We start from the raw sequence: 23449 nt of genomic DNA on the forward strand, positions 1-23449 counted from the left end.
GCATACTTAACGACTTCCCTTACATCAGCTTATAGCCCACATTTTAATTGTGCTCCGCAATTCGTGCAAGTATTGCATCCGCCCATTTCCTGGACTTCGCCTTTACGGCACACCGGGCAAGTGTTGCCCACTTCCGACCCAATCGTAACGTTAGTCGAACGCAGTTCATTTATCGTATCGACCAATACGACTTTTTTCTTTACTTCCACATCTGTCAATTCATCCATTTCAAGCTGCTCGTCCATTTGGTTTTCTTCCGCTTTGAGCGTAAGAACCTGACTGTCACGGCTGCCATCCACATATACAGTACCGCCTTTTGCTCCGCCTTTGTATAGACGTTCATATACTTTTTCAACTTGTTCGACAGTATATCCTTTTGGAGCATTTACCGTTTTACTGATCGAGCTGTCAATCCAGCGTTGAATGATGCATTGAACATCAGCATGTGCTTCTGGAGCTAATTCCATAGCGGAAATAAACCATTTTGGAAGCTTTTCTGTATCGGCTTCTGGATGACGGTCCAAGTATTCCTGTACAATGTCTGCCTTAACTTCAATGAATTTACCAAGACGGCCGCTGCGGAAATACGTGAAGGAGAAATATGGTTCAAGACCTGTTGATACCCCAACCATCGTTCCTGTGCTTCCTGTAGGAGCCACTGTCAATAAATGAGAGTTGCGGATGCCATGTGCAGCAACACTTTCCCTGATATCTTCAGGCATTTTTTCCATAAATCCGGTTTGTGTGAAACGTGTTCTAAGCTCATCGGTTTCTTTGTCCGTTGACCCGATCAGGAACGGGAAACTGCCTTTTTCTTTAGCAAGCTCCACAGAAGCCCTGTAAGCTGTCGTCGCAATCGTTTCAAACACCTTGTCAACCAGGATATTTCCTTCTTCAGAGCCATATTCCGTCTCACAGTAGATCAAAAGGTCATGCAGACCCATCACACCAAGTCCAACCCGTCGCTCGCCCAGTGCCTGTTTTTTGTTTTCATCCAAGAAATAAGGAGTTGCGTCAATGACATTGTCCTGCATACGCACACCGACTTCGACAGTCTGCTTAAGTTTCTCGAAATTAACCGTTTTGCTTTCTTTATCAGCCATTTCAGCCAGATTGACTGCCGCAAGGTTACATACTGAATATGGGGCCAATGGCTGTTCTCCACAAGGGTTCGTCGCTACGACCTGTTGACCGTATGCTTTGGCATTCGTCATTTCATTAGCATTATCGATAAAGAAAATACCTGGTTCAGCAGAATATGTTGCACAAATGTTTATTAAATTCCAAAGCTCTTTAGCTCGAATTTTACGGTAAACACGGACTTTGTGACCCATTTTCTCCCATTCGCGAACATCACCGACATTATGCCATTCTTCATTGTAAATGGCCATTTCTTCGGCATTATAGCTTTCAACATCAGGAAAACGCAATTCGTATTCCGCATCTTGTTCCGCCGCTTCCATGAATTCCTTAGTCAGGCAAATCGAGATGTTGGCTCCAGTCAGAAAATCAGAATTATGGACACTGTAAGTTCCCCCTGTGCGGAGCTTTTCTTCTGCATCCCTAATGATTTTCTCGCTAAATCCTCCTTGGCCAGGAATCTCCTTATAGTTGATGATCCCTTGATACATAGCCGTTTCCTGTTCCGTGTGCGGCGTGAATTTCAATTTATCCGTCGCATATTTCTTGATGGCTTCATCTTTAGTATTTTCCACTAGGTAACGTAGAATCCTTGGGTTTTGCATTTTAGAAATGATGAACTCTGCAATATCAGGATGCCAATCAGCAAGCATGATCATTTGCGCGCCCCGTCTGCTACCGCCCTGTTCAACAAGATGCGTCAGTTTGGCAATATCGTCAAGCCATGAGACTGAACCGGAGGATTTTCCATTTACCCCTTTTGCCAGAGTGTTTCTTGGACGCAGTGTCGACCCGTTCGTTCCCACTCCGCCGCCGCGGCTCATGATTTCCATCACTTGTTTCCTATGTTCTGAAATCCCTTCACGTGAATCCGGTACGAATGGCATTACATAGCAGTTGAAATAAGTAACATCCGTATTGGAACCCGCACCGTATAATACTCGGCCTGCCGGGACAAAATTAAGGTTCTTTAATTCTTCATAGAATTTATTGAACCATTCCGTTCTCTTTTCTTCCGTGGTTTCCACTGATGCTAATCCCGTTGCATTACGTTTCGCAATTTGTTCATAGTATATTTCAAGCGGCTTTTCGATTATATCCAACGGACGGTTTACAATTCCCGTCTCCACTTCTTCTGGATTATCCAATACGCCACGGAATTCTTCATCCACCAATACCTTGGCTTTTTTGGTTTCCCAATCAATTTCAACGATGTAGCCGAGACCCCTTGCCGGGAATTTCGGATCTTCCTTAATCGTCAACACGACGAAATCGCCTGCCGAGAGTGTGATTTTTTCAGTATCCTTAAAAGAATAGCGGTCAAGCATGACTAGACGGGACACTCCCTTATGCGCCATTTTCATATCAGCAGTTACAGGGTGAACCTGGGGAAATAAAGAAATATCCTTATTCAACCTTTCTAGATCAACCTTTAAAGCTTCTTTTATTACAACCGACATAATTCCCTCTCCTTTATATGTTTCAAGATCCGTTCTTGCTGCCGCAAAAATCCTTATGTAACCTTACATGTCCGTTTCGCTTAACAAGTACCCTAAATTTATCATAGCGAAACTCAAAAATCAACATATAGTGTCGCATTAAATATTTCAACCACTATATATTGTGTTTGTTTTGAATAACTTTTTATTTTGTCAAACGATAAATCAATTAATATAGTTAGCAAAAGGGAGGAAAATGTCGATTTACAATAAATTTTCATCAGATTTCAATTAATTTGGACCTTGCTTTTTCCCCATCCCTTTTAGGGCTTATCCCTGCAAGGGATGTGTTATTTGGTCAAACAAATCTGAAAAAACTTTTTTATTATCCACTCTGATTATGCTTCCTCTATCTCATGAAATTCCATTCATCGCTTTCATATTTGCTTTCTGCAATGGCCTTCACTTCCAGCAATTGCTGTTCAGTGAGGACATATGGCTCTAAATCGATCGAAAGTCCTTCGGCAAAACCTTTTTCAAAAGCTTCTTTCGCTTCAGGGATGGTAATCTTTCTCCCGGCAATGTCATTTATGGCCACAGCTTTATTTTTTAGGTTTTTTTGCATTCTCTCTTTAACCCTGTCATTTGAGAATTTAAATACGCTAAAGAGCTTATCATCATCAAGTTCAAGCAAAATGGAACCGTGCTGAAGGATGACGCCTTTTTGCCTGGTTTGAGCGCTGCCAGCGACCTTCCTGCCCTCAACGACCAGTTCATACCAGCTTGGAGCATCAAAGCAGACGGAAGACCTGGGCGTTTTTAAAGCCGCTTTTTCCTGATCGGTTCTAGGCACGGCAAAATAAGCATCCAATCCAAGATTCCTGAACCCCATTAATATTCCTTCAGAAATGACACGATATGCTTCAGTAACGGTAGTTGGCATTCCTGGATAGGATTCTGGAACGATTACGCTATAAGTCAATTCATGCTCGTGCAGTACAGCTCGTCCTCCTGTCGGTCTGCGAACAAAACCAAGGCCCTGCCTTTTGACCTCTTCCATATCAATTTCCTTTTCTGCCTTTTGAAAATAACCGATCGACAATGTCGCTGGATCCCAGCCGTAAAAGCGTATGATTGGCGGAATTTCCCCTTTGCTTTGCCAGTTTAACAGCGCTTCGTCCAGCGCCATATTAAAAGCCGGTGAACAATACCCCGAATCTATAAAACCCCATTTTTCTTTAGCCATCCTTACCCCTCGTTTCGATAAACTGTTTTTCAATACCCCACAAAAACTCACATGTAGTAGTTTAACAGACTTTAACACTCTAAAAAAGAAAGTGCTATCAAGTCGATGAAGAATTTGATGAAAATTCTTTTTGATTATTGGGTAAAGCAATTATATAATAAAGATTGTCTGTATTCGTTAAGGTAGAAGGGAGTTTTTATGTTTGGAAATATTATATACACTGCTCATCATCTTAGGAGTGGTTATTGCGTATTCACTTTTTAATTGGTACCGCCAGCGTAAAATCGTTAAAACACTAACACAGGACGAATTTATCGCTAACTACAGAAAAGTGCAGCTAATCGATGTGCGGGAACCGAATGATTTCGATAATGGTCATATCTTAGGCGCAAGAAACATCCCTATGACTCAAATGAAAACACGCTTGGTCGAAATTAGGCCGGACAAGCCTGTATATTTGTACGCTCAAAGCGAAATCATCAGCGGCAGAGCTGCAGCCATGCTATACAAAAAGGGCTACAGGGAACTTTTTCACCTAAAGGGCGGTTTCAAAATGTGGACCGGGAAAATCAAAGCAAAGAAATAAGACCCCATCTCCGCATGGGCTCTTTTTAATTTAATAGCTCAAGGAAAAGAAAGTTAACTGTTGGACTTTAATGAAATCTTACATAAACATGAAAAATCCCCGCCGGCAGGCAGGGATTTTTTTCGTATAAGCTATCAATCTAGGCTTGATAACGCAGAACGGGTTTTCTTGCAGCAAGAGTTTCATCAAGCCGCTTTATAACGGTTGTATGCGGAGCTTCCTGGACGATTTCAGGAGTTTCTTCCGCTTCCTTGGCAATCTGGATCATCGCATCGATGAACGCATCCAGCGTTTCTTTTGACTCGGTTTCAGTCGGTTCTATCATCATTCCTTCTTCCACGTTCAACGGGAAGTAAATGGTTGGAGGATGATACCCGAAATCCAGCAATCTTTTAGCTATATCGAGAGTCCTTACCCCCAATTTCTTTTGCCGGCGTCCGCTTAATACGAATTCGTGCTTGCAATGACGATTATATGGCAGGTCAAAATAAGGTTCCAACCTGCGCATCATATAATTGGCATTGATGACAGCATTCTCGGTGACGGCTTTAAGGCCATCAGGCCCCATTGAACGAATGTACGTATATGCCCTCACGTTTATCCCGAAATTACCATAATAAGGTTTTACCCTACCAATCGATTGCGGACGATCATAATCAAGGACGAATTGCTCACCTTGCTTGACTATAAGAGGTTTAGGCAAGTAAGGAATCAAGTCGGACTTCACACCTACAGGACCAGAACCCGGACCGCCGCCGCCATGCGGGCCTGTGAATGTTTTATGGAGATTTAAGTGAACCACATCAAAGCCCATGTCACCCGGGCGTGCTTTTGATAGGACTGCATTCAGATTGGCTCCGTCATAATAAAGCTTCCCACCTGCATCATGGACAAGTTGTGCCATTTCCAAAATGTTTTCTTCAAACAATCCCAATGTATTAGGGTTCGTCAGCATCAAGGCCGCCGTATCAGGTCCGACAACACGCTTTAAATCTTCAAGGTCGACTAATCCATTTTCATCGGATTTCACTGTAATCGTTTCAAGTCCGGCAACAGTGGCAGAGGCAGGATTCGTACCGTGTGCAGAATCAGGTACAATCACTTTCGTCCGTTCTGTATCGCCATTCGCTTCGTGAAAAGCGCGAATCATCATTAACCCTGTCCACTCACCATGTGCACCTGCTGCAGGCTGTAATGTCACTTGGTCCATCCCGGTGATTTCCGTTAAGTGTTCCTGCAAATCAAATAAGAGTCCTAATGCTCCCTGAACGGTAGCCGGATCTTGATATGGATGGATATGGGCAAAGCCGTTGAAGCGTGCCACGTTTTCATTTATTTTCGGATTATATTTCATCGTGCATGAACCCAGCGGATAAAAACCCGAATCCACCCCATGATTCCGTTTGGAGAGTGCTGTATAGTGACGCATGATATCCAGTTCGGACACCTCAGGCAGTTCTGCCTCTTCTTCACGGATGTAGTCGGCAGGAAGAATTTCTTCGAGCGGAATAGTTGCAACATCCATTTCTGGCAGACTGTACCCGATTCGACCGGAAGTACTGATTTCAAAAATGAGTGATTGATCTTGATTATTCATGTTGATCCCCCAATTCCTGCGCAAGTGCATCAATTTCTTCTTTTGTTCTAAGTTCAGTTACCGCAACCAGCATATGGTCTTTCAGCTCAGGATAAACCGTCCCTAAATCAAAGCCACCGATCATCCCTTTTTCAAAAAGGTTTTTATTGATTTCTGAAAACGAAGCAGGCAGTTTAATGACAAATTCATTGAACGAAGGACCATCGAATATCACTTCCACCCCTTTTGCCATAATTGCTTTTTTCGCATAATGAGCTTTTTGAATATTTTGCACGGCCATTTCTTTGACACCCTTTTTCCCAAGCGCGGTCATTGCAACAGAAGCTGCCAACGCATTCAAAGCTTGATTGGAACAAATGTTGGATGTGGCTTTGTCACGGCGAATGTGCTGTTCACGAGCTTGAAGCGTCAGTACAAATCCCCGTTTACCATTTTCATCCACTGTTTGACCGACGAGTCGGCCCGGAACTTTCCGAACAAGTTTATTAGTAACGGCAAAATATCCACAATGAGGTCCACCGAATGCCGCTGGAATGCCGAATGGCTGAGCATCCCCCGTTACGATATCTGCACCAAGTGCACCAGGGGATGTCAATGCTCCCAATGCAAGCGGATTACTGGAAACGATAAACATCGACTTGACGCCATGAATGATTTCCTCCATTTCTTTCAATGGCTCGATGCGGCCAAAAAAGTTCGGATATTGCACGATCACTCCTGCAATGTCCTCATTCGCCAATTCCCTTAAAGCAGCTAAGTCCGTCACACCGTCTTTAAAAGGAATTTCGATCACTTCCACGCGTTGCCCTTTCGCATATGTCTTAACGACTTCTCTTGATTCAGGATGAACGGCTCCTGAAATGAGAATCTTTTTGCGTCGTGTCTGGCCTGAAGCAAGCATGGCTGCTTCAGCCAGCGCTGTACCGCCGTCATACATGGAGGAGTTAGCCACATCCATGCCCGTCAATTCACATATCATCGTTTGATATTCAAAGATGGCCTGAAGCTCCCCCTGTGAAATTTCAGGCTGATAGGGTGTATAAGCCGTGTAAAATTCAGAACGGGATAGAACATGATCGACGATGACCGGCGCGTAATGGTCATAGACACCCGCACCAAGGAAGGAAGCATAGTTTTTAAGGTCCGCATTCTTGGCAGCAAGCCTTGATAATTCTTTCATTAATGCAGGTTCAGATTTAGCAGGCTTGATATCGTATTCTCCTTGAAAACGAACGCTTTCAGGGATATCACTGAAAAGTTCTTCAGCAGTGGATACCCCTATCGCTTTCAGCATTTCTTGTTTATCTTGCTCTGTCATGGGTAAATAACGATGTTTCATCTAATGACCATTCCCCTCTATTTACGTGGTTTTTTATAAAAAGGTGTTTGTATTATAACGGCTTTCAAACGTTTGGAACGGATTTCCACTTCGACTTCCGCATCCAGCACCGAAAATTCCTTATCGATAAGTACCAAACCCACGTTTTTCTTCAACGTTGGTGATTGGGTACCGGTCGTGACCTCGCCAATGACTTTATCACCGCTGTAGACCTTATACCCATGACGTGGAATGCCACGGTCAATCATTTCAATTCCCACAAGCTTGCGGGAAGCTCCTTTCTCCTTTTGCTCAGCAAGAACGGCTTTCCCGAAAAAATCAACTTCCTTATCCACTTTTACTGCAAAACCAATCCCGGCTTCTATCGGGGTGATGTCCGCTGAAAGCTCCTGCCCATACAGCGGCAGTTTCGCTTCAAAACGCAGGGTATCACGAGCACCTAAACCAATCGGCTGAACCCCCTCTTCGTTTCCGGCATCCATAATCGCCTTCCAAAGGGCAGGACCATTTTCACTGTCACTATATATCTCAAAGCCATCCTCACCAGTGTACCCAGTACGGGATACCAGCGTGGAGATGCCGTTAATCATGACATTTTCCTTGAACTTGAAAAATCCTATTTCACTTAAGGCAGTATTTCCCGATAGTTTTTGTAATATCTTCTCTGCAGCTGGTCCTTGAAGTGCCAGCTGTGTATAGTCACTCGATACATTCGTAATTTGGACATCTTCCGTTAAATTAGCTTGCAGCCAATTGAAATCTTTTTCTGTATTCGCTGCATTGACCACGAGCAGATAGTCGTCCTCAGCCCTTTTATACACGATAAGATCATCGACCGTGCCTCCGTTTTCATAACACATGGCGGTATATTGGGCACCGCCCTGTTGCAGCTTTGATATATCATTGGTCAGCATCTTCTGTAAAAAGGAAAGGCTTCCGGGACCCTTAACATCGACTTCACCCATATGGGAAACATCGAATAACCCCGCTTTTGTTCGTACGGCTTCATGTTCGTCCTTTATACCCGAAAATTGGACAGGAAGTTCCCAGCCGCCAAAATCAATCGTTTTACCTCCGTATTCACGATAAACCTCAAATAGTGGTGTTCTTTTTAAATTGGTCAAAAAATGACCCCCTTCAGATTTTTTTTAATTAATTGGCTTCATTATCAAAAGCTTCTTGTCATTACGCATCAGATATTTCCTGATTCATGATGTGAAAAAAGCACAAAAAAGGACAGAGAAAGCCCGTTTGAGCTTTTTCTCTGTCCTGAAACCTGAAAGTTTACCTATGTAATAGGTTTTCCCCTTTGGTGGCCGTCCCAAAATGGGCGGCGCTCTCCAGAGTTGCGTCCAATAAGAGTTCTTTTGCCTGAGAGATTCACTGCTAAGTTTGCTCCTTCGGCGCTACATCCGTAGTCTCTCCCCTTATCTTCACCCGCATATAAATGGTCTACCAATGAAAGGAAGCGAATAAGCCACCAAGCATCGGTAAAACCCCTGAGCATCGTGGAATGCATTCTCTGCCAATTCTCCTGAAACTTCAGAAACCGTTTGATTGGTCTCCTTCAGTAATCTTGGATAAATTAGGAGCCTATAGCCCATACTAAGAAAACGCGAACTGCAAAATCGATGTACAAAGATTCTTTGTAGCGTTTGGAAATTGGAATTTTCTAAATATACTTATATCCTACCCTAAGAAACTTATCTCTGCAATATCTTTTGAAGAGAAATATTTTTCTTACTTCACATATGAAATGTTCGGGTTTTGACCTTTTATTAAGGAAATTATGATTTAAGAGGGAGTTATTTCTATGAAAATCAATATATCCTTTAATTCTGAATGGACTGACGAGTTTCTGCAAAAGATGGAAAATGACGGTCCATGGGGGAATTGGGAGCTTTATAAGCTGGCGGTTCAAATGGAGGAAAATCTTATCATCCCTGATTTTGAAGGTTTACAGGCGCCCAAGCACCTTCCGCAGTTAACCCCGCTTCCGCATCAATTGGAAGCAGCCAAGCAAGTGGTGGAAAAGATGAATGGAAAGGCCATTTTAGCTGATGAGGTAGGGCTCGGAAAAACAATTGAAGCTGGATTGATACTAAAAGAGTATATGATTAGGGGCCTTGTAAAAAAAGTTTTGATCCTTGTTCCGGCTTCCCTTGTCACACAATGGGCTTTTGAATTGAATACCAAGTTTCATATACCGGCAGTCGTTCAGAGAAAAAGTTATGTTTGGGACTCCTGTGATGTGGTCATTTCATCCATTGATACAGCCAAACGCGCTCCACATCGAGATATCATTTTCAAGCAGGAATACGACTTCATCATTATTGATGAAGCTCATAAACTTAAAAATAATAAGACAAAGAACTATGAATTCGTCCAAAATCTGAAAAAGAAATTTTGTTTACTCCTGACAGCCACTCCGATTCAAAATAAAGTCGAGGAAATTTTCCACCTCGTTTCGTTATTGAAACCGGGCCACTTGGGAAATGCCTCACTTTTTTCGGAAAAGTATAAAGGTAAAGGCCGGAACATAATTGAAGATGAACACCTAAAGGAACTTGTCAATACTGTCATGATTCGAAACCGGCGGGCCGATACTGGCATTGAATGGACAAAACGGCATGTGGAGACCATCACCATTGAATTTTCTCCAACGGAACAAGCATTGTACGATGCCGTTTCCAAATTCAAACCTATTTCGGATGGTTCTAAAGGAAGCGCATTTTCGGCTCTCACTCTCCAAAGGGAAGCATGCAGCAGCAGAGAGGCGGTCTTTTATACATTAAAGAATATGAAAGCTAAATATGATCAGCCTTCCCCTGACTTTTTGGCAAAGCTTGATGATTTATTTTCTAAAGTGAATGAAACGGTTCAGAACTCCAAGGCTGAAAAAGCTTTGGAACTGATCAAGAAAATTGATGATAAAGTCATTATCTTTACCGAATACCGGGCGACTCAGCTATATCTACAATGGTACCTACAGCAGAATGGAATTTCTTCAGTTCCTTTCCGAGGCGGTTTTAAGCGCGGAAAGAAAGACTGGATGCGAGAATTATTCCAAAAGAATATACAGGTATTAATTGCAACAGAAGCTGGCGGGGAAGGGATAAACCTTCAGTTTTGCCATCACTTGATTAATTTTGACCTGCCATGGAACCCGATGAGGCTCGAACAGAGAATTGGACGGATACACCGCCTTGGTCAGGAAGAAGATGTGATGATTTATAACTTTGCCACGAAAAATACAGTAGAAGAACATATTCTGAAGTTACTATATGAAAAAATAAATTTATTCGAGAAAGTAATCGGCGAATTGGATGATATTCTAACCAAACTGGATATTAACAACATTGAAGAATATTTGATTGATGTGGTCGGCGAATCCAAAACAGAGGGTGAAATGAAAATTAAGATGGATAATTTTTCATCGTTAATCCAATTCGCTCAATCAATGAAGGAAGGTGAGGTTCATGCAGCAACGGGAAATTCATGATTTTTTATTAACTTACTTTAAAGCCAACGATTGTGAAATACTGGATAATGCACCAACCCACCTTACAGTCCAATTGACGATTGATATGGATAAAGAATTAATGAACAGACCCTTTTATTGGCATTATCTAGAAAAAACAGGTGGCGTTCCGAACCCAGCACAGATGACTTTCATTACCGATCCAGAACAAGCTCCATCCGATTTAAAGGGAGAAATGATTCATTTTGGCTCCCCTCGCCTTCACCAGATTATTCAATCTACCAAAAAGCTGGCAGGGTATACTAGACTTTTTGAGGATACCCCTCCAACAAAAGGGGGAAATAATCCTTTGTTTCCTTGGCTGACCCTGAATGTGAAAATATCCTATCAATGCGACCGTAAAAAGGATACCTTCATGTCGATCGGACTGAATTTAATCTCAGGTGAGATCATGGAAAGATTTCACCATCGGGTTTTACCGATAAAGGTCACCCCAAAAATACCGGATTACTCCTTTACGCTTTCACCGCTCATCATGCCCAAGAGCGGATTGGCAAGACTCGATACATACATCAGGACCAGTTTCGAGGATGATGACCATTCCTGGGCAGAGGAAGCAATGCTTCGCTGGCAGAATGACTTGAATTTATTGGAGCATTTTTACAAGGATATGGACGAAAAAAGTGAGAGCTATTTTACCGAAAAAGATGCCTTAAAAGCTCAATATGAACCCAACATCCGAATATCCATCATCAACGGAGGGTTATTTTACCTTTCAGATAGGGCATTGGGATAAGTAAGAACAATAAAAAAACAGATGCCCTAAGTTCAGGACATCTGTTTTATTTTTTGATATTTTTCCTTACGAACATCGACAAAGCAAAAGGGACAATGCCAAACCAATGGGACATACCATGATTTTTATCCTCTTTTCTGTGTCGGCGCTTTTCTTTTCGTTCTTTTTTCGTCAGATTAAAATACTCGACAAGCTGCTGAGTCAGATATTTAATATAAGCGTTTGTAGACATATAAAATCATCACCCTATGCAAAGTATGCCCCGTTTACGCTTCTTTTATTCTTTCGCTTGTTCCCTGAACACGTGTACCTGTCGCTTTCCGTTTAATGTTGATTTTGCGTATTACACAGCCTGCTTTTCCAACCATTCTTTCACTTCCCCCGCTTCTTTATCATATTGAATGATGACCCTTCCCTCGCGGTCATTTTTAGTCGTGGAAGAAAACTCGATATAGACGTAAGGCCCTTCTTCTTTCATTAAGGAATACCGCACCACACCATTAGGGTATGAAATTTCCCCCTGGATGATTTTGGGGATCTCTTCGCCCCACTCTGCCGTCACATCCTTGATCGCTAAATGGACAAGATGGTCGGCCACAAGCGATTCTTCCACTTCTTTATAAAACTTTTTATCGATGATAAACTGATCGATCATTAGTATCGTGAACATGATGAAAACACTCGCTACAATCATGACCATCGGGAAAACGACTCCTTTTTGATTATTCATCGACTTTCGTGACATTCCTAAAGAAAGGATGAAATCTTCGACTGAAAGTAGTCCCTGCTTTATCCGTTATATTTATAACAATGACACTGCCATCCTTCTCAACCCCGAATTTCGAAATGTTCTGTAAGATGACCTCATGCCCCATACCATTCACTCGTCTTCGGACCTTATCTTCATATTGTTCAAACGATGATAATTGTTCATCTGAATGCAGCAAATATAATTTATTTCCCATTACATCCTGAGCTTTGGAACTCCGGACCTCCTGCTTCATTTGCATGGTAAAGACCTCCCACTCTTTAGAATGTAATTCATCAACGGACCCCATCTGGTTGTGAATGATTGAAAAAAGCTGTAGAACAAAAAGGGACGTCGTCATTAATATCATTAATGAAAAAAACATTTCAATCATCGTAAAGCCATCATTTTTTCGCAGCATCACAAATGGATTCAAGATTACCCGATTCATCTTCATAACGTACACACCCTTCAATCATCCCCGGGAAATCCCCATGGTCCTTCCAAACCAATTCATAGGATTTTTTTTTGTAGAAGATTTCCTGACCAATTGCTTTTATCTCCCCATCCATGAACGCCGTCAATCTTTCATATAATAAATGGTGGGCTTCTGTCCTTACGGCAATATCTTTCCGATGCGTCATTAACTCTTCAAGAATCGGTAAAATGGCAAGGACCAGGAAAATACAAATGGAAAATGCGGCCATCAGCTCAAGGTAAACGTAACCTTTACAATTTCTCAATCCTGAACCTCCCTTTACCGATATTGAGGACTAATTTGTACATTCCTTTTGATGTATCAATCATAATCGTCCCGGCTTTTGAAGCATTTCCATACTGATTAAAATGGAAGCTGAACCCCAAAGTGTCACTTAAAAACTGAATATCCTTTGGTATGCTTCTCTCTAGAACGATCCCCTCCGTATAAGACGAAACGGTATAAACCTTTTTGGCATTATCTATATGGAGGTAAATGAAGCTCTCATGACTGATGGCATACTGTTGTGCATAGAAGAGATCTTCATGGAATTGAGAAAGAAATAGCCTATTTTCCATGCCTTTAGTGAAGCTAGGATATAGATTAGGACCGATGGAAATCAGGAGTACAACAATAACGAGGACAATAAGGGTTTCAGATAGTGTATACCCCCCATCGGAATGCCGTATATTCCCTTCTCTCCTACTCAACGACCGTTATCTTTCCTTTACTATCCAAACTAATATCATCCCCATTAGGACAGGATGTCTGTTTGAGATAGCCTTGACTTTCCAATTCCCCGATACTTCCGGGCAGTTTAGCATTATCAATCTCATAAGCCTGTACCTGTGCTTGGGCCATCTTCACGAATGCTTCACATCCTTTGGACTGAATCGTAGATTGGTTCTTTGTGATATTGGGGATTGTTATAATCAAAAGGATGGAAATTACCAGTAAAACAATAAGCATTTCAATTAGTGTAAAACCACGTTCATTCATCACTTTCTTCAACATATCCATCATGCTCCTGAAACCACCTGAATACCAGATGGCCTTCGAGCATTTTCACCTCCGGAATACAATAATAAAATTCTATATACTTTCGAGCAGTGAGAACATCGGCAGCAAAACCGCCAAATAAATGGACACGATCAACAGACCTATCAGTGAAAACATGAGAGGCTGAATGATTTTTAAGATTACATTCATTCTCTCTTCAATTTTCTCCAGTATAAAACGACTGTAATGAAGTAGCTCCGCATCAAGTCTGCCGTATTTTTGACCATTTGCAGCGACCACCGGCAAATTACCATCAAAATATGGAAGCTCCCGAAAAACCAATTCAAGTGATCTGCCCTCGATCAGATCATCCTTAATGATATTGCATAGTTTTTGGTAAAAAGGCTGCTGTTGATTTATCGAGAATAATTTAATGCTATCGTTAATCGATAGCCCTCCGGAGAGTAAGCCACTTAATTGGCTTGCAAAAAAATAAGTTTCGTATAATTTGATGAAGGTCCCGAATATCGGAATTCCCATCAAAATCCTCCGCTGCCTTAATGGGCACAATCCGTTAAACCAAAATCGTTTGAGTACATACAAGAATAGGAGCAATCCGAGTAAAAAGAAGGGGAGTGCTGGAAGAATGAATGTGAAAGCTGACATTAATCTCAAGAGTGTATGCTGATCGACATCCATCGTGATATAGATTGTCTGGAATTTAGGAAGGAGAACACTCTGAAGAATATAAAAAACGATACCTACAAAAAAGACTAAGAATACAGGATACACCATTAACTTTTTTACTTTATCCATATCCTCGGTTCTTTTCTTCCAATATCGCCCGCCTTCTTTCAACGCCCGTTCCAGGTCGCCGTATTGTTCTCCATAAAATATATAACTTACAAGCTGCGGATGAAAATTCAGATGGGACAGCACCAAGTGCAGCGGGAAACCGTTCCTTAAATCGGCTTTAGCCTGAGTGAAGTCTTCCGCTTTCTTCTTTGATTCCTGAAATTCAAGAAAATGTAAAGCCTCCGCCAAGGGATAACCATGCTTCAATAATTCACCTAGCTTCGAAATAAAGACCGCCTGCTCTTTTACCCTCCATTTACTTTTTGGTTTCATGGTATACCAGCCGTTCATATTCCTCTGAATCCACATAGCCCATCGCAACCGCTTTTCCGATTTCATCCTTCAATTGGCGGTAGCCTACCGTTGCCATTCCTTTTTCATCTCCCATTATCCTGAGAACCTCAGCCAGGCTTTTTCCATAGAGCAATTCATATACACTGGCCCTTTTATTCCTGGCAGTCATTTTGCAAGCAAAAGCACAGTCCCCTTTACATGGAAGACATCGCAATTCAACCAGCCGCTGTGCTGTCACGCCAATCAAACTCTGTTCAACCTCAAGCAAGCTGACACCAAATTCCAGTAACCTGGAGATGGCTCCCTTGGCATCCCTTGTATGCATGGTTGTAAGTATCAAATGACCGGTTAATGCGGCACGCACTGCAATTTTGGCAGTTTCTGCATCCCTGACTTCCCCAACCATAATCACGTCGGGGTCATGTCTCAGGACAGCTTTTAGACCTACAGAATACGTAATGCCCGCCTTTTCATTGATTTGGACTTGCAGTACCTTTTCGGATACATTTTCAATGGGATCTTCAAGTGTAATGATATTTCGATTGATCATTTCGTGGGCATGGTGAAGCAGGGAATATAATGTCGTGGTTTTTCCACTGCCGGTCGGGCCGGTAAAAATAAGCATGCCATGGGAATGCTTCAGGAGTGCAATCAATTTTTGGACGGTGTTTGGAAATAAGGATAACTGTTCGAGAGGGAGGATATTCTGTTGGGGTATTAAACGGATGACCAAACTTTCGAGATGGGCAGTGGGTAAAGTGGAAAGGCGGAGTCCGACAACCTGGTTAGCCAATTTAATGGTGAGGGCACCACTCTGGGGCCTCCTTTTCTCCCCTATATCCATCGAGGCAAGGAACTTCAAATGAGCGATCAGCCTCTCAGCTTCAAAGAATGATAATGTTTCCTGGGGTACAAGCTTATTGTCTATCCTGAATTGGATGAGAGGTCCCTCCCTCCGAAAAAAAATGTGGATATCCGATGCAGATTCCTGAATGGCACGGGTTAATATTTTTTCTGCGGTCTTTTCAATCGATATCAATTCATTCATCACCTCCTATATTTCTTGTTGTAAGGATTCGACAATCCACGACAAATTCCTGCTCCAGAATAAAAAAAATTCCCGAAAAGAACTTCGAGAATCATTTACATGCTAACTTTCAATTCAAGCCTTTGGGAAACCAAATTTCTTAAAGCGTCTACATTATGACCTATCACCAGTTTTTCCCCGTCTATGAGGATGGGCCTTCTTAATAACTTCGGTTCTTTTGTTAATAATTGGATGACATCAGAAAGCATCATTTCGTCAATATTAACTTGTAAGTCTTTGTAAGCTTCACTTCTTGTAGCTAATACTTCATCAAGTCCTTCCGTTGTCAATTCAAGGATTCTTTTTAACTCTGCTGCAGTTGGAGTTTCTCTGAATAAATGTCGTTCATCGAAGGAAACATGATTGGCCCTTAACCATTTTTTTGTTTTACGGCAAGATGTACAACTTGGGTACGAAAAGAAAGTTAACTGTGCCATACTAATCACTCCCCGTTCACATTTTGTATACAATTATATTTTATATAATGATTGTATAACATTTGTACAATTAATGTATATTTTTTTGCATTATAAAACAGTTTAATTTGTGAACTTTTTTTAAACTAAAGGGAGTTAGCGCTTTCTATTATTCCATTTTTTTCTGCCTGCATTATAATGGACATAGGTAAACTATGGAATACAGGAGGGGTGTAATGGAACAAACGTTAAAAATAACAAACGTGTTAGCAGATCCCACCAGGTATTATATATATCAGCATATTGTGAACAACCATGGCGCTGTATCGGTACAGCAAATTGCCGATTCTTTTAACATCCATCCAAATGTTGCCCGTCTACATTTGTCAAAACTTGAAGATATCGATATGTTGACCTCGGATGCCCGAAAGACCGGTAAAGGCGGTCGACCGAGCCGGCTTTATCGATTATCTGATAAAGTCATTCAGCTTCATTTTCCATACAGGAACTATCAGCTGCTTTCCAGAATTGCAATCCAGACGATGATGACATTAGGGGAACAAGGAAAACAGGCTTTTTATGAAACGGGAAAAGCTTTCGGGGAGGAACTGATCAAGCAGCAACTAGCCCTGAACTCGAAGTCAATCGATCGAATTGCTTTTGCAGAAAAAGTCAGCATGCTTAAAAATGCGGCTACCATCGCAGGGTTATCTCCTGAAATACAAGCAAGCGAAGAAGAAAATAAAATATCCTTCCGTATCTTCAATTGCCCGTTTAAGGAAGTTACTGAAGTGGATCCAGGGACAATCTGCTCCATGCACAATTCATTTTTAGAAGGTATGTTCGAAGCCTTGTTTGATAATGTCAATATTGTGGAATTAGAAAATATGATGTCCAATTGTGCAGCATGCTCATACCAAGCTTCGGTTCTCACATAGAAACAAAAGGCATCCTTTACATTACCTTACAATTTCATTTATAATTATTTAGAATGTACACGACTAGACATAAGGAGGGATTCGGATGGAACGCATGTTCAGAGTATGTGGATTTTGGACAGGAATTATGGCAATTTTCTTTTATCTTGGCCATATGCATCAAACGTCTTTGCTTTTCTTTGCACAAACGATCTTTTTTGTACTTTTAAGTTATTTGAAATTATCTGAGCGCATGTATATTTATGTTTTCGGCGCCTATCTTACCGTTTTCTTTGCAGGATTTTCCTACTGGAGCGTATTTATGATGACTCCTGGTACTGCGCATTAAGAACAAGCAATATTACATAACCCATGAATTTTGATTCATGGGTTTTTACTTGTCACCATTCAGGAAAGATCCTTACATCATTTGCTAAATTCTTCAATTGAAGCAACACTTTGAAATGTTCACTAACTCCCCCTGGAACGATAAGTCCGCGAATTGCACGATTACGCTTCGCCGTTTTCGAGAATGGATCAGTTCCTTGATGGTCCCTCAGTTCCTCTAATATCCCTGCTTTAAGCAAGAATTCATTTTGAAGAAAAAGCCCCTGATTGGAAAGACCCTTTCTTTTTCCAATCTCGATTAATGTGTCAAAATGGATATGTGTCGTCAGATCCATATCACCAGGATACATAAGTGGATCTTTAATCATTTGGTGCTCATAATAGCCCCTCAAGCTCCCTTGAAGATGAGCTGGCTCCTTCCATTCCTTTTCGGTATAGCCATAATCAATTGTAAGGAGTATACCCGATTCGATACAGGAAACGATCTTCTCATATTCACGGACCATTTTTAACGGAACTTCATATCGTTGTTTTTCATTTAAGGTGACAGTTCGTTCTGTAAGGTAAGATAGAATGTCAGGGTTGTCCAAAGGTTCCCTCACCTCTACCAACTCGCCTTCCTTTTCAGTGACGAATACCTCTACGAGGGCTCCCTTATACTTTTCAATCACATGTATAGGCAACGCGTCGAAAAGTTCATTTGAAAAGAGGATACCATTTACCTTCGTCCATTTTTCCAAACTGGCAGCAGAAACTGCCTGTTTGAACATCCCTATACGTTCTTGCTGAAGCCTTCTATGAAATGGACTTTCATCCACAAGGATATAAGTCAAAGAGTCCCATATCTGCGGTTCCATTTCCTTCATGGAAACGAGGATATCATAAGCGAGCTTACCGTCCCCTGCGCCGACCTCGATGATTTTTGGTGAAACTCCGCAGTTTTTTATTAAATAAACGAACCATCTGGCCAGAGATCTCCCAAATGCATCCCCAACATTGCCAGACGTATAAAAATCCCCTCTGGAGCCAATCTTCTTTTTTGCGCGTACATAGTAGCCTATATTTGGCGCATATAAAACAGCTTCCATATAGTCATGATAGGAAATTCTTTTTTGGGGGCTTCCTGCAATCAATTCCTTTAAGTGATTTTTCAACACAATGCCTCCGTCTCCATGCTTCCATTAAATGAAAATTAAATGTCCTTTCTTTACAAAACACATAAATAAGTTTTTATCGACAATCATACTCAAAACAAAATTTAAAGTTCACAAAATGTTCAATTTTTTCATCTCGCAGTCATAAGCGTGCCATGATTACAAAATGAATGTTTTCCAAATCTTAGTTCAGAGCTGAATTAAAGTCTGCACACAAGGCAAGGTTCCGGTTTCTATATTCAGTATAGTTTGGTAAATGACCCATTTCAATATTTTTACATAATTAAGAACTTAAAATAAAACAGGTGCCAATCGGCACCTGCAAAAGTCATTATCTCAAAAAGGGATTAGTATTCTTTTCATCCAGAATGGTCGTGACAGGCCCATGACCAGGAAAAACGATCGTATCATCAGAAAGTGTCAGCAGCTTCGTTTCAATGCTATTTAACAGCACTGCCTCGCTTCCGCCTATTAAATCGGTTCTGCCTACGCTTCCTTGGAACAAGACATCCCCTGAAAAGAGGAGCCGTTCGTCCTTTACATAATACGAAACGCTCCCTGGTGAGTGTCCGGGGGTTTCGAATACTTCGAAAGTGAATCCCCCAATAGTAAGTTGTTGCTCATTTGCCAGGAAGTGATCGGCAGGCTTCATGCGCATTGGATTTTCCGGGAACCAGTTTTGAGAACCATTCAATGCGGGATCAAGTAGCCACTTGGCCTCTTTTTCATGAATATATGCAGGTATCCCATAATGATCCCGAATAGCATCAAGAGCACCGATATGGTCAAAATGTGCATGTGTCAATAAAATCGCCAAAGGCTTTAAATTTTTTGTTTGTATGTACTGTATGATTTTCTGCGGCTCTTCACCCGGATCGAAAATGATGCAATCCTGTCCATCAGAAACTACATAACAATTCGTTTGCAGCGGGCCTAGAGGTATTTGTGTCCATTTCATTTCCATCAACTCCAATATGATTTTCTATCTTCATCTTACACTAATTAAGCTGCTAATGTTAATCCAGTTTACTCAAGTCATAGAAGTGTCACCTATTAAACCTCGACAAATAATTGAAAAAATATTAAGATATTAACAAATGCAATCTTTTCTACATATTTTTGGTAGTTGCTTTATTCTCTGGGTATATTATTAAGGATTAAGTTATTCATTACGAAAAAGGGGGTTTTGACATGATATTAATGGTAGTTTTCGGACTTGTGGCTATATTAGGAGTAGTAGCTGTGTTTACCTCATTAAAAAAGAGAAACTTCTTAGGATTCATTTTTGCTGCCGGCAGTGCAGTCGTGTTTGGCTGGTTCACTGTCATGACTGTCATCAACAGCGGTTTTCCAGTTGCCCATTGAAGAAAAAAGCTCGCCAATCCGGCGAGCTTTCAGTTTGTAGACAAAAGGGGTGTAGAATCGACGAATACGCATTCTGCACTTTAACTTTCTATAAGCTGCTGTCTTTAAGAGTGCCTGGAACGGAAATCAACGTCCAATTGTACAAGCCATAAAAAAACTGTAGGCAAACGATTTTCATCGAGTTTCCTACAGTCTGAAAGCTCGCCATCCGGCGAGCTTTTGTTTTAGGTCATCATGTTTGTTTGAACAATCTTTGTATTTGATGGGTTTTCATATCAATGATTTTCTCAAATTGATATCCATATAAGCAGAAGTTGCCATCAAGCGAACAGCTTAATGGTTCATTTTCCATGTCCTTCATCAATTCTTCTTGTGTGCCTTTTTCCCAATTTAATTTAGTTAAGGTAAACCTTCCCTCATATTGGTCCGCATCTTTTGATTCATTAGGAATAAATGTTATTAATTCCTTGTCTTTTTCAATGAAATCATAGGAGGGAATCATCCAATCTGAAAAGCTTTTCAATAGTGGTACGGAAAAAGAGTGGATCGGCTTGTTTGTTGGATCATAAAATGCATATGTACCCCGATCTTGTTTTTCTGTCTCCACTTGAATCGTCATTAGCGCTTGTTTCATTTTTTTAAAGTGAATGACATCGAGCATAAGGCTGTCCGTTCCATCCCCATTAAGCGCTTTTCTTTCTAGGGGTGCCGTCAAAGCAGGTTCTTCCCTGTCCCAATCGAGAAACATCAAATCTTTTTCACTTGCCCATTGAGCAAAGGGCTGTGGAAAGTCCAGAGTTTCCATTGTTTGTTCATCTGGATTCAACACATAACTGTTGTATGTCCAATCTTCATAAAAACTCGATAAAAACAACTGGCCATCTTTAAATGAATTCCACTCATAAGCTAATTCATAGGCTGGGATCGCCACGGAATACAGTGGATCTCCCGTTTTATCGAGTATTGTGATTGATGCTTTACTCGAAGAGGTGAAGGACGATAACAAAATATGCGTTCCAGACGGACTGATCGATACTTCAGAAAACTCAAAAGCCGGCTGATAGAAAACGGAAGTATCATTCGTTTCCAAATTCCATGCCATCAACTGGGATAATTCATTACCATCCCGCTTCACAGAATATAAAATGGTTTTAGAATCCAGCCATCCAACAATGGCTTCGATTTTATCCGTTTCTGCAGTCGGGACCTTTAGATTGCTTACTGAAGTTTCCAGGTTTGATTGGGAGTGTTCTTTTTCCGTATCATTTACGGGTTTACTAAGGTCCTTGGAAGGCTCACAAGCCGAGATAAGAAGGATAGTGGAGATAAATAATGGGATGAAACACAACATCTTACAAATGGAAAGCCGCATACAAAGTGCTGCTTTGGATACTTTAATCTCCACACACCTCCCACTTCAAAACTAAAACGCCTGGCATATGTGAGCGAGACATTAGAAAGAGAGTAAGGATTAACCAATCGAATCCTTACGACTTTCATTATAAAGTAAAAAAGAGAAAATGTGGCGAATAATGATCTTATATTTTTTTGGAAGTATATCCCTTAGGGGGAAATGTATCACATATAAAGGCCTGCCACCAATATCTTGACGGTATCTTCATATATACCAGGCAAATGGGAAAGCGGAAGCGGATTGATGCCCTTTCCCAATTCGATTGTGAAACCGCCGCGTTTGAATTCCTGAATGAACCAATCTTTATACCCGGCATGGCTGTCAACGTATTGTACTGCCCGATATCCGCTGCGTTCCTCAAACTCCCTTGCAACATTCGCTGCCTCTTCAGGTTCATGTCCCTCATATCCCCAATAGAATTCTTTTCCCTGGGTGTGAAGTGCAAGCACTCTTTCAAAATTCCGCTTCATTGCCAGCTCCTTCATGGCCAATGCTTCTGGTTCTGATAACGCGGTCTCTCCTGGGAAATCTCTTGGGGCAGGGGCTTTTGGAATCTTTCTACGCTTTTCAATCTCCCAATTGGCAGGATATTGATTATTCAGATCTATACCGCGTATATTGGCTTTCCAAGCATAAAAGGCAGGATTGCCATTGTTTATTTTTAAAACATCGACCTTCCCCTCTGCCGCCTCCTCCCCCTTTAGGACAAGCTCGACTCCATCCGGATTCACCATTGGAACCATCGAAATGGTCATATCCCGATAGAAGGGCATACAATCCATTCCGCAAAGTGTACGATCATTCGTTACTGCCAGCAGAAAATCATTCAGCCATTTCATCAAAACCGCCGAAGTGATCCATTCATTAGCATGGAATGAACCGTTATAATGTATGATCTTATCGCCTTGACCGATCCTTACCTCAAGGAGTTCTTTTCCCAACACACTCCTCCCAATCGATTCAACCTTAATAAAGGGGTAATGAAAAGATAGAGTATCAAGATCGTCAAGAAGTGATTGATAATCATAGGGCTTGTCGGTGACAATCATGGGATTCATGACCCGGACGGGTACGGAAAAAGGTTTTTGTCCACCTTGATTCAACAATGATACCCCATCGATGGGCAGGTGATATTGTAAAGCGATTTCGGCTAAATCGATATCTAACCGGGACTCTTCCTGAACAATGTATCCAGGTATCTGTACTTCCATGCCATTTGGCAAAACCCCGCCAGTAATGGCGGGATTGGCATCCTCTATCAAAACCCGGGGAATTTGGAACAATTGACTGTAATATGCCAAATCATCCCCGCTTCTGCTCACGACTTTCATTCAGCCTCCGCCCCTTTCATTGTTTTATCTTTATGAAGGGAAAAACAGAAAGATGTTCAGGAAGTCTCTTGTTTCATAATTGTAATGGGTACTGATTCTCCTGAAAAAACGAAAAAACCTGGATTGCGCCAGGTATCAGTAGACAAACTCGATGAAAATCTCCTACCGTTTTTTTAGGTTTTGTGCAATTTGAACGTCGATTTCCTCTTCAGGCACTCGCTTTCCGCGGGCGGTCCGGGAGCCTCCTCGGCGCCTTTGCGCCTGCGGGGTCTCCCCTAGACTCGCTTTTCTAAGCAGGAGTCTCGTATTACGTTCCAATCAACTTTGTTTTACCTTTTAGATAGAACACTTTTGTCCACAGTCTTTTTTGTTTAGTATTAAAACTTGAGGTGACTAAAGATTCTTTCAAAACATGATTG

The 23449-nt window shown here is 41.5% G+C and carries 24 protein-coding genes and 2 riboswitches; of the genes, 6 read left to right on the forward strand and 18 right to left on the reverse strand.

What is annotated here, in order from left to right; all coding sequences use genetic code 11:
• Positions 1–29: 29 nt before the first annotated feature.
• Both ABOA58_RS18010 and ABOA58_RS18015 read right to left on the reverse strand, forming a co-directional pair.
• A complete protein-coding gene (locus ABOA58_RS18010; protein ID WP_350299456.1) occupies positions 30–2600 on the reverse strand; it encodes a vitamin B12-dependent ribonucleotide reductase in 2571 nt (856 codons plus the stop codon).
• A 388-nt stretch (positions 2601–2988) separates the two neighbouring features.
• On the reverse strand, positions 2989–3825 hold the full coding sequence (locus tag ABOA58_RS18015) for a lipoate--protein ligase family protein (RefSeq protein WP_350299457.1): 837 nt from the start codon (positions 3823–3825) through the stop codon (positions 2989–2991).
• Between the two features lie 202 nt (positions 3826–4027).
• Here ABOA58_RS18015 and ABOA58_RS18020 point away from each other — a divergent pair, with 202 nt between their 5' ends.
• Positions 4028–4411: a rhodanese-like domain-containing protein gene (locus ABOA58_RS18020; protein ID WP_076365383.1), complete on the forward strand. Its 384-nt coding sequence runs from the start codon at positions 4028–4030 to the stop codon at positions 4409–4411.
• Positions 4412–4550: 139 nt separating this feature from the next.
• On the opposite strand, the gene gcvPB is transcribed toward ABOA58_RS18020, so the two are convergent.
• Genes gcvPB through gcvT form a run of 3 tightly spaced genes read right to left on the reverse strand, consistent with a single transcriptional unit; the run spans position 4551 to position 8471 of the window.
• Positions 4551–6008, reverse strand: a complete 1458-nt coding sequence (gene gcvPB / locus ABOA58_RS18025; protein WP_350299458.1) for an aminomethyl-transferring glycine dehydrogenase subunit GcvPB — start codon at positions 6006–6008, stop codon at positions 4551–4553.
• Entirely contained in the window at positions 6001–7347 is a 1347-nt protein-coding gene (gene gcvPA, locus ABOA58_RS18030; protein ID WP_350299459.1) for an aminomethyl-transferring glycine dehydrogenase subunit GcvPA, read from the reverse strand. The genes gcvPB and gcvPA overlap by 8 nt, the downstream gene beginning before the upstream one ends.
• A 17-nt stretch (positions 7348–7364) precedes the next feature.
• Positions 7365–8471 (reverse strand): glycine cleavage system aminomethyltransferase GcvT, encoded by a 1107-nt coding sequence (gene gcvT / locus ABOA58_RS18035; RefSeq protein ID WP_350299460.1) that lies wholly within the window; start codon positions 8469–8471, stop codon positions 7365–7367.
• Positions 8472–8609: 138 nt separating this feature from the next.
• A riboswitch (glycine riboswitch) is annotated at positions 8610–8693 on the reverse strand.
• Positions 8694–8696: 3 nt separating this feature from the next.
• A riboswitch (glycine riboswitch) is annotated at positions 8697–8784 on the reverse strand.
• Positions 8785–9160: 376 nt separating this feature from the next.
• On the opposite strand from gcvT, the gene ABOA58_RS18040 reads away from it, so the two are divergent.
• Together ABOA58_RS18040 and ABOA58_RS18045 are read left to right on the forward strand one after the other, a co-directional pair.
• Complete coding sequence (locus ABOA58_RS18040; protein ID WP_350299461.1) at positions 9161–10849, forward strand: DEAD/DEAH box helicase; 1689 nt, start codon at positions 9161–9163, stop codon at positions 10847–10849.
• Positions 10827–11624 (forward strand): YqhG family protein, encoded by a 798-nt coding sequence (locus ABOA58_RS18045; RefSeq protein ID WP_350299462.1) that lies wholly within the window; start codon positions 10827–10829, stop codon positions 11622–11624. The genes ABOA58_RS18040 and ABOA58_RS18045 overlap by 23 nt, the downstream gene beginning before the upstream one ends.
• Positions 11625–11670: 46 nt before the next feature.
• On the opposite strand, the gene ABOA58_RS18050 is transcribed toward ABOA58_RS18045, so the two are convergent.
• From ABOA58_RS18050 to ABOA58_RS18090, 9 genes are all read right to left on the reverse strand, one after another.
• Complete coding sequence (locus ABOA58_RS18050) at positions 11671–11856, reverse strand: YqzE family protein (protein WP_063233067.1); 186 nt, start codon at positions 11854–11856, stop codon at positions 11671–11673.
• 111 nt (positions 11857–11967) lie between these two features.
• Positions 11968–12354, reverse strand: a complete 387-nt coding sequence (comGG, locus tag ABOA58_RS18055) for a competence type IV pilus minor pilin ComGG (protein ID WP_350299463.1) — start codon at positions 12352–12354, stop codon at positions 11968–11970.
• Entirely contained in the window at positions 12347–12829 is a 483-nt protein-coding gene (gene comGF, locus ABOA58_RS18060; RefSeq protein WP_350299464.1) for a competence type IV pilus minor pilin ComGF, read from the reverse strand. Before comGF ends, comGG begins: the two co-directional genes overlap by 8 nt.
• A complete protein-coding gene (locus ABOA58_RS18065; protein ID WP_350299465.1) occupies positions 12777–13115 on the reverse strand; it encodes a hypothetical protein in 339 nt (112 codons plus the stop codon). The genes comGF and ABOA58_RS18065 overlap by 53 nt, the downstream gene beginning before the upstream one ends.
• On the reverse strand, positions 13102–13560 hold the full coding sequence (gene comGD / locus ABOA58_RS18070) for a competence type IV pilus minor pilin ComGD (protein WP_350299466.1): 459 nt from the start codon (positions 13558–13560) through the stop codon (positions 13102–13104). The genes ABOA58_RS18065 and comGD overlap by 14 nt, the downstream gene beginning before the upstream one ends.
• Positions 13553–13864 (reverse strand): competence type IV pilus major pilin ComGC, encoded by a 312-nt coding sequence (gene comGC / locus ABOA58_RS18075; protein WP_063233178.1) that lies wholly within the window; start codon positions 13862–13864, stop codon positions 13553–13555. The genes comGD and comGC overlap by 8 nt, the downstream gene beginning before the upstream one ends.
• Before the next feature lie 78 nt (positions 13865–13942).
• Complete coding sequence (gene comGB / locus ABOA58_RS18080) at positions 13943–14977, reverse strand: competence type IV pilus assembly protein ComGB (RefSeq protein ID WP_350299467.1); 1035 nt, start codon at positions 14975–14977, stop codon at positions 13943–13945.
• A complete protein-coding gene (gene comGA / locus ABOA58_RS18085) occupies positions 14961–16046 on the reverse strand; it encodes a competence type IV pilus ATPase ComGA (RefSeq protein ID WP_413018874.1) in 1086 nt (361 codons plus the stop codon). Before comGA ends, comGB begins: the two co-directional genes overlap by 17 nt.
• A gap of 95 nt (positions 16047–16141) precedes the next feature.
• A complete protein-coding gene (locus tag ABOA58_RS18090) occupies positions 16142–16522 on the reverse strand; it encodes a Spx/MgsR family RNA polymerase-binding regulatory protein (RefSeq protein WP_350299468.1) in 381 nt (126 codons plus the stop codon).
• A 215-nt stretch (positions 16523–16737) separates the two neighbouring features.
• Between ABOA58_RS18090 and ABOA58_RS18095 the strand changes: the two genes are divergently transcribed.
• Together ABOA58_RS18095 and ABOA58_RS18100 are read left to right on the forward strand one after the other, a co-directional pair.
• Positions 16738–17439: a helix-turn-helix transcriptional regulator gene (locus tag ABOA58_RS18095; RefSeq protein ID WP_350299469.1), complete on the forward strand. Its 702-nt coding sequence runs from the start codon at positions 16738–16740 to the stop codon at positions 17437–17439.
• An 85-nt stretch (positions 17440–17524) separates the two neighbouring features.
• A complete protein-coding gene (locus tag ABOA58_RS18100; protein WP_076365317.1) occupies positions 17525–17767 on the forward strand; it encodes a DUF2626 domain-containing protein in 243 nt (80 codons plus the stop codon).
• A 52-nt stretch (positions 17768–17819) separates the two neighbouring features.
• On the opposite strand, the gene ABOA58_RS18105 is transcribed toward ABOA58_RS18100, so the two are convergent.
• Together ABOA58_RS18105 and ABOA58_RS18110 are read right to left on the reverse strand one after the other, a co-directional pair.
• On the reverse strand, positions 17820–18920 hold the full coding sequence (locus ABOA58_RS18105) for a class I SAM-dependent methyltransferase (RefSeq protein WP_350299470.1): 1101 nt from the start codon (positions 18918–18920) through the stop codon (positions 17820–17822).
• A 331-nt stretch (positions 18921–19251) separates the two neighbouring features.
• Positions 19252–19878, reverse strand: coding sequence for an MBL fold metallo-hydrolase (locus ABOA58_RS18110; RefSeq protein ID WP_350299471.1), 627 nt, complete (start codon positions 19876–19878; stop codon positions 19252–19254).
• Between the two features lie 233 nt (positions 19879–20111).
• On the opposite strand from ABOA58_RS18110, the gene ABOA58_RS18115 reads away from it, so the two are divergent.
• Positions 20112–20285, forward strand: a complete 174-nt coding sequence (locus ABOA58_RS18115) for a DUF2759 domain-containing protein (RefSeq protein WP_101222560.1) — start codon at positions 20112–20114, stop codon at positions 20283–20285.
• A gap of 232 nt (positions 20286–20517) precedes the next feature.
• Here ABOA58_RS18115 and ABOA58_RS18120 read toward each other — a convergent pair whose 3' ends face one another.
• Together ABOA58_RS18120 and ABOA58_RS18125 are read right to left on the reverse strand one after the other, a co-directional pair.
• Positions 20518–21690 carry a hypothetical protein gene (locus tag ABOA58_RS18120; RefSeq protein WP_350299472.1) on the reverse strand — a complete coding sequence of 391 codons (1173 nt, stop codon included), beginning with the start codon at positions 21688–21690 and terminating at the stop codon, positions 20518–20520.
• A gap of 173 nt (positions 21691–21863) precedes the next feature.
• On the reverse strand, positions 21864–23030 hold the full coding sequence (locus ABOA58_RS18125) for a M14 family metallopeptidase (RefSeq protein ID WP_350299473.1): 1167 nt from the start codon (positions 23028–23030) through the stop codon (positions 21864–21866).
• Between the last annotated feature and the right edge of the window lie 419 nt (positions 23031–23449).

The sequence above is a fragment of the Peribacillus frigoritolerans genome, from assembly GCF_040250305.1.
In the GTDB taxonomy this organism is placed as follows: Bacteria; Bacillota; Bacilli; order Bacillales; family DSM-1321; genus Peribacillus.

What these genes read in the sequence shown, in the direction of transcription:
- ABOA58_RS18010 (WP_350299456.1), bottom strand. Translation starts at nt 2,600, where the DNA reads ATGTCGGTTGTAATAAAAGAAGCTTTAAAGGTTGATCTAGAAAGGTTG.
- ABOA58_RS18015 (WP_350299457.1), bottom strand. Translation starts at nt 3,825, where the DNA reads ATGGCTAAAGAAAAATGGGGTTTTATAGATTCGGGGTATTGTTCACCG.
- gcvPB (WP_350299458.1), bottom strand. Translation starts at nt 6,008, where the DNA reads ATGAATAATCAAGATCAATCACTCATTTTTGAAATCAGTACTTCCGGT.
- gcvPA (WP_350299459.1), bottom strand. Translation starts at nt 7,347, where the DNA reads ATGAAACATCGTTATTTACCCATGACAGAGCAAGATAAACAAGAAATG.
- ABOA58_RS18040 (WP_350299461.1), top strand. Translation starts at nt 9,161, where the DNA reads ATGAAAATCAATATATCCTTTAATTCTGAATGGACTGACGAGTTTCTG.
- ABOA58_RS18045 (WP_350299462.1), top strand. Translation starts at nt 10,827, where the DNA reads ATGCAGCAACGGGAAATTCATGATTTTTTATTAACTTACTTTAAAGCC.
- ABOA58_RS18050 (WP_063233067.1), bottom strand. Translation starts at nt 11,856, where the DNA reads ATGTCTACAAACGCTTATATTAAATATCTGACTCAGCAGCTTGTCGAG.
- comGG (WP_350299463.1), bottom strand. Translation starts at nt 12,354, where the DNA reads ATGAATAATCAAAAAGGAGTCGTTTTCCCGATGGTCATGATTGTAGCG.
- comGF (WP_350299464.1), bottom strand. Translation starts at nt 12,829, where the DNA reads ATGAAGATGAATCGGGTAATCTTGAATCCATTTGTGATGCTGCGAAAA.
- comGC (WP_063233178.1), bottom strand. Translation starts at nt 13,864, where the DNA reads ATGTTGAAGAAAGTGATGAATGAACGTGGTTTTACACTAATTGAAATG.
- comGB (WP_350299467.1), bottom strand. Translation starts at nt 14,977, where the DNA reads ATGAAACCAAAAAGTAAATGGAGGGTAAAAGAGCAGGCGGTCTTTATT.
- comGA (WP_413018874.1), bottom strand. Translation starts at nt 16,046, where the DNA reads ATGAATGAATTGATATCGATTGAAAAGACCGCAGAAAAAATATTAACC.
- ABOA58_RS18090 (WP_350299468.1), bottom strand. Translation starts at nt 16,522, where the DNA reads ATGGCACAGTTAACTTTCTTTTCGTACCCAAGTTGTACATCTTGCCGT.
- ABOA58_RS18095 (WP_350299469.1), top strand. Translation starts at nt 16,738, where the DNA reads ATGGAACAAACGTTAAAAATAACAAACGTGTTAGCAGATCCCACCAGG.
- ABOA58_RS18100 (WP_076365317.1), top strand. Translation starts at nt 17,525, where the DNA reads ATGGAACGCATGTTCAGAGTATGTGGATTTTGGACAGGAATTATGGCA.
- ABOA58_RS18110 (WP_350299471.1), bottom strand. Translation starts at nt 19,878, where the DNA reads ATGAAATGGACACAAATACCTCTAGGCCCGCTGCAAACGAATTGTTAT.
- ABOA58_RS18115 (WP_101222560.1), top strand. Translation starts at nt 20,112, where the DNA reads ATGATATTAATGGTAGTTTTCGGACTTGTGGCTATATTAGGAGTAGTA.
- ABOA58_RS18125 (WP_350299473.1), bottom strand. Translation starts at nt 23,030, where the DNA reads ATGAAAGTCGTGAGCAGAAGCGGGGATGATTTGGCATATTACAGTCAA.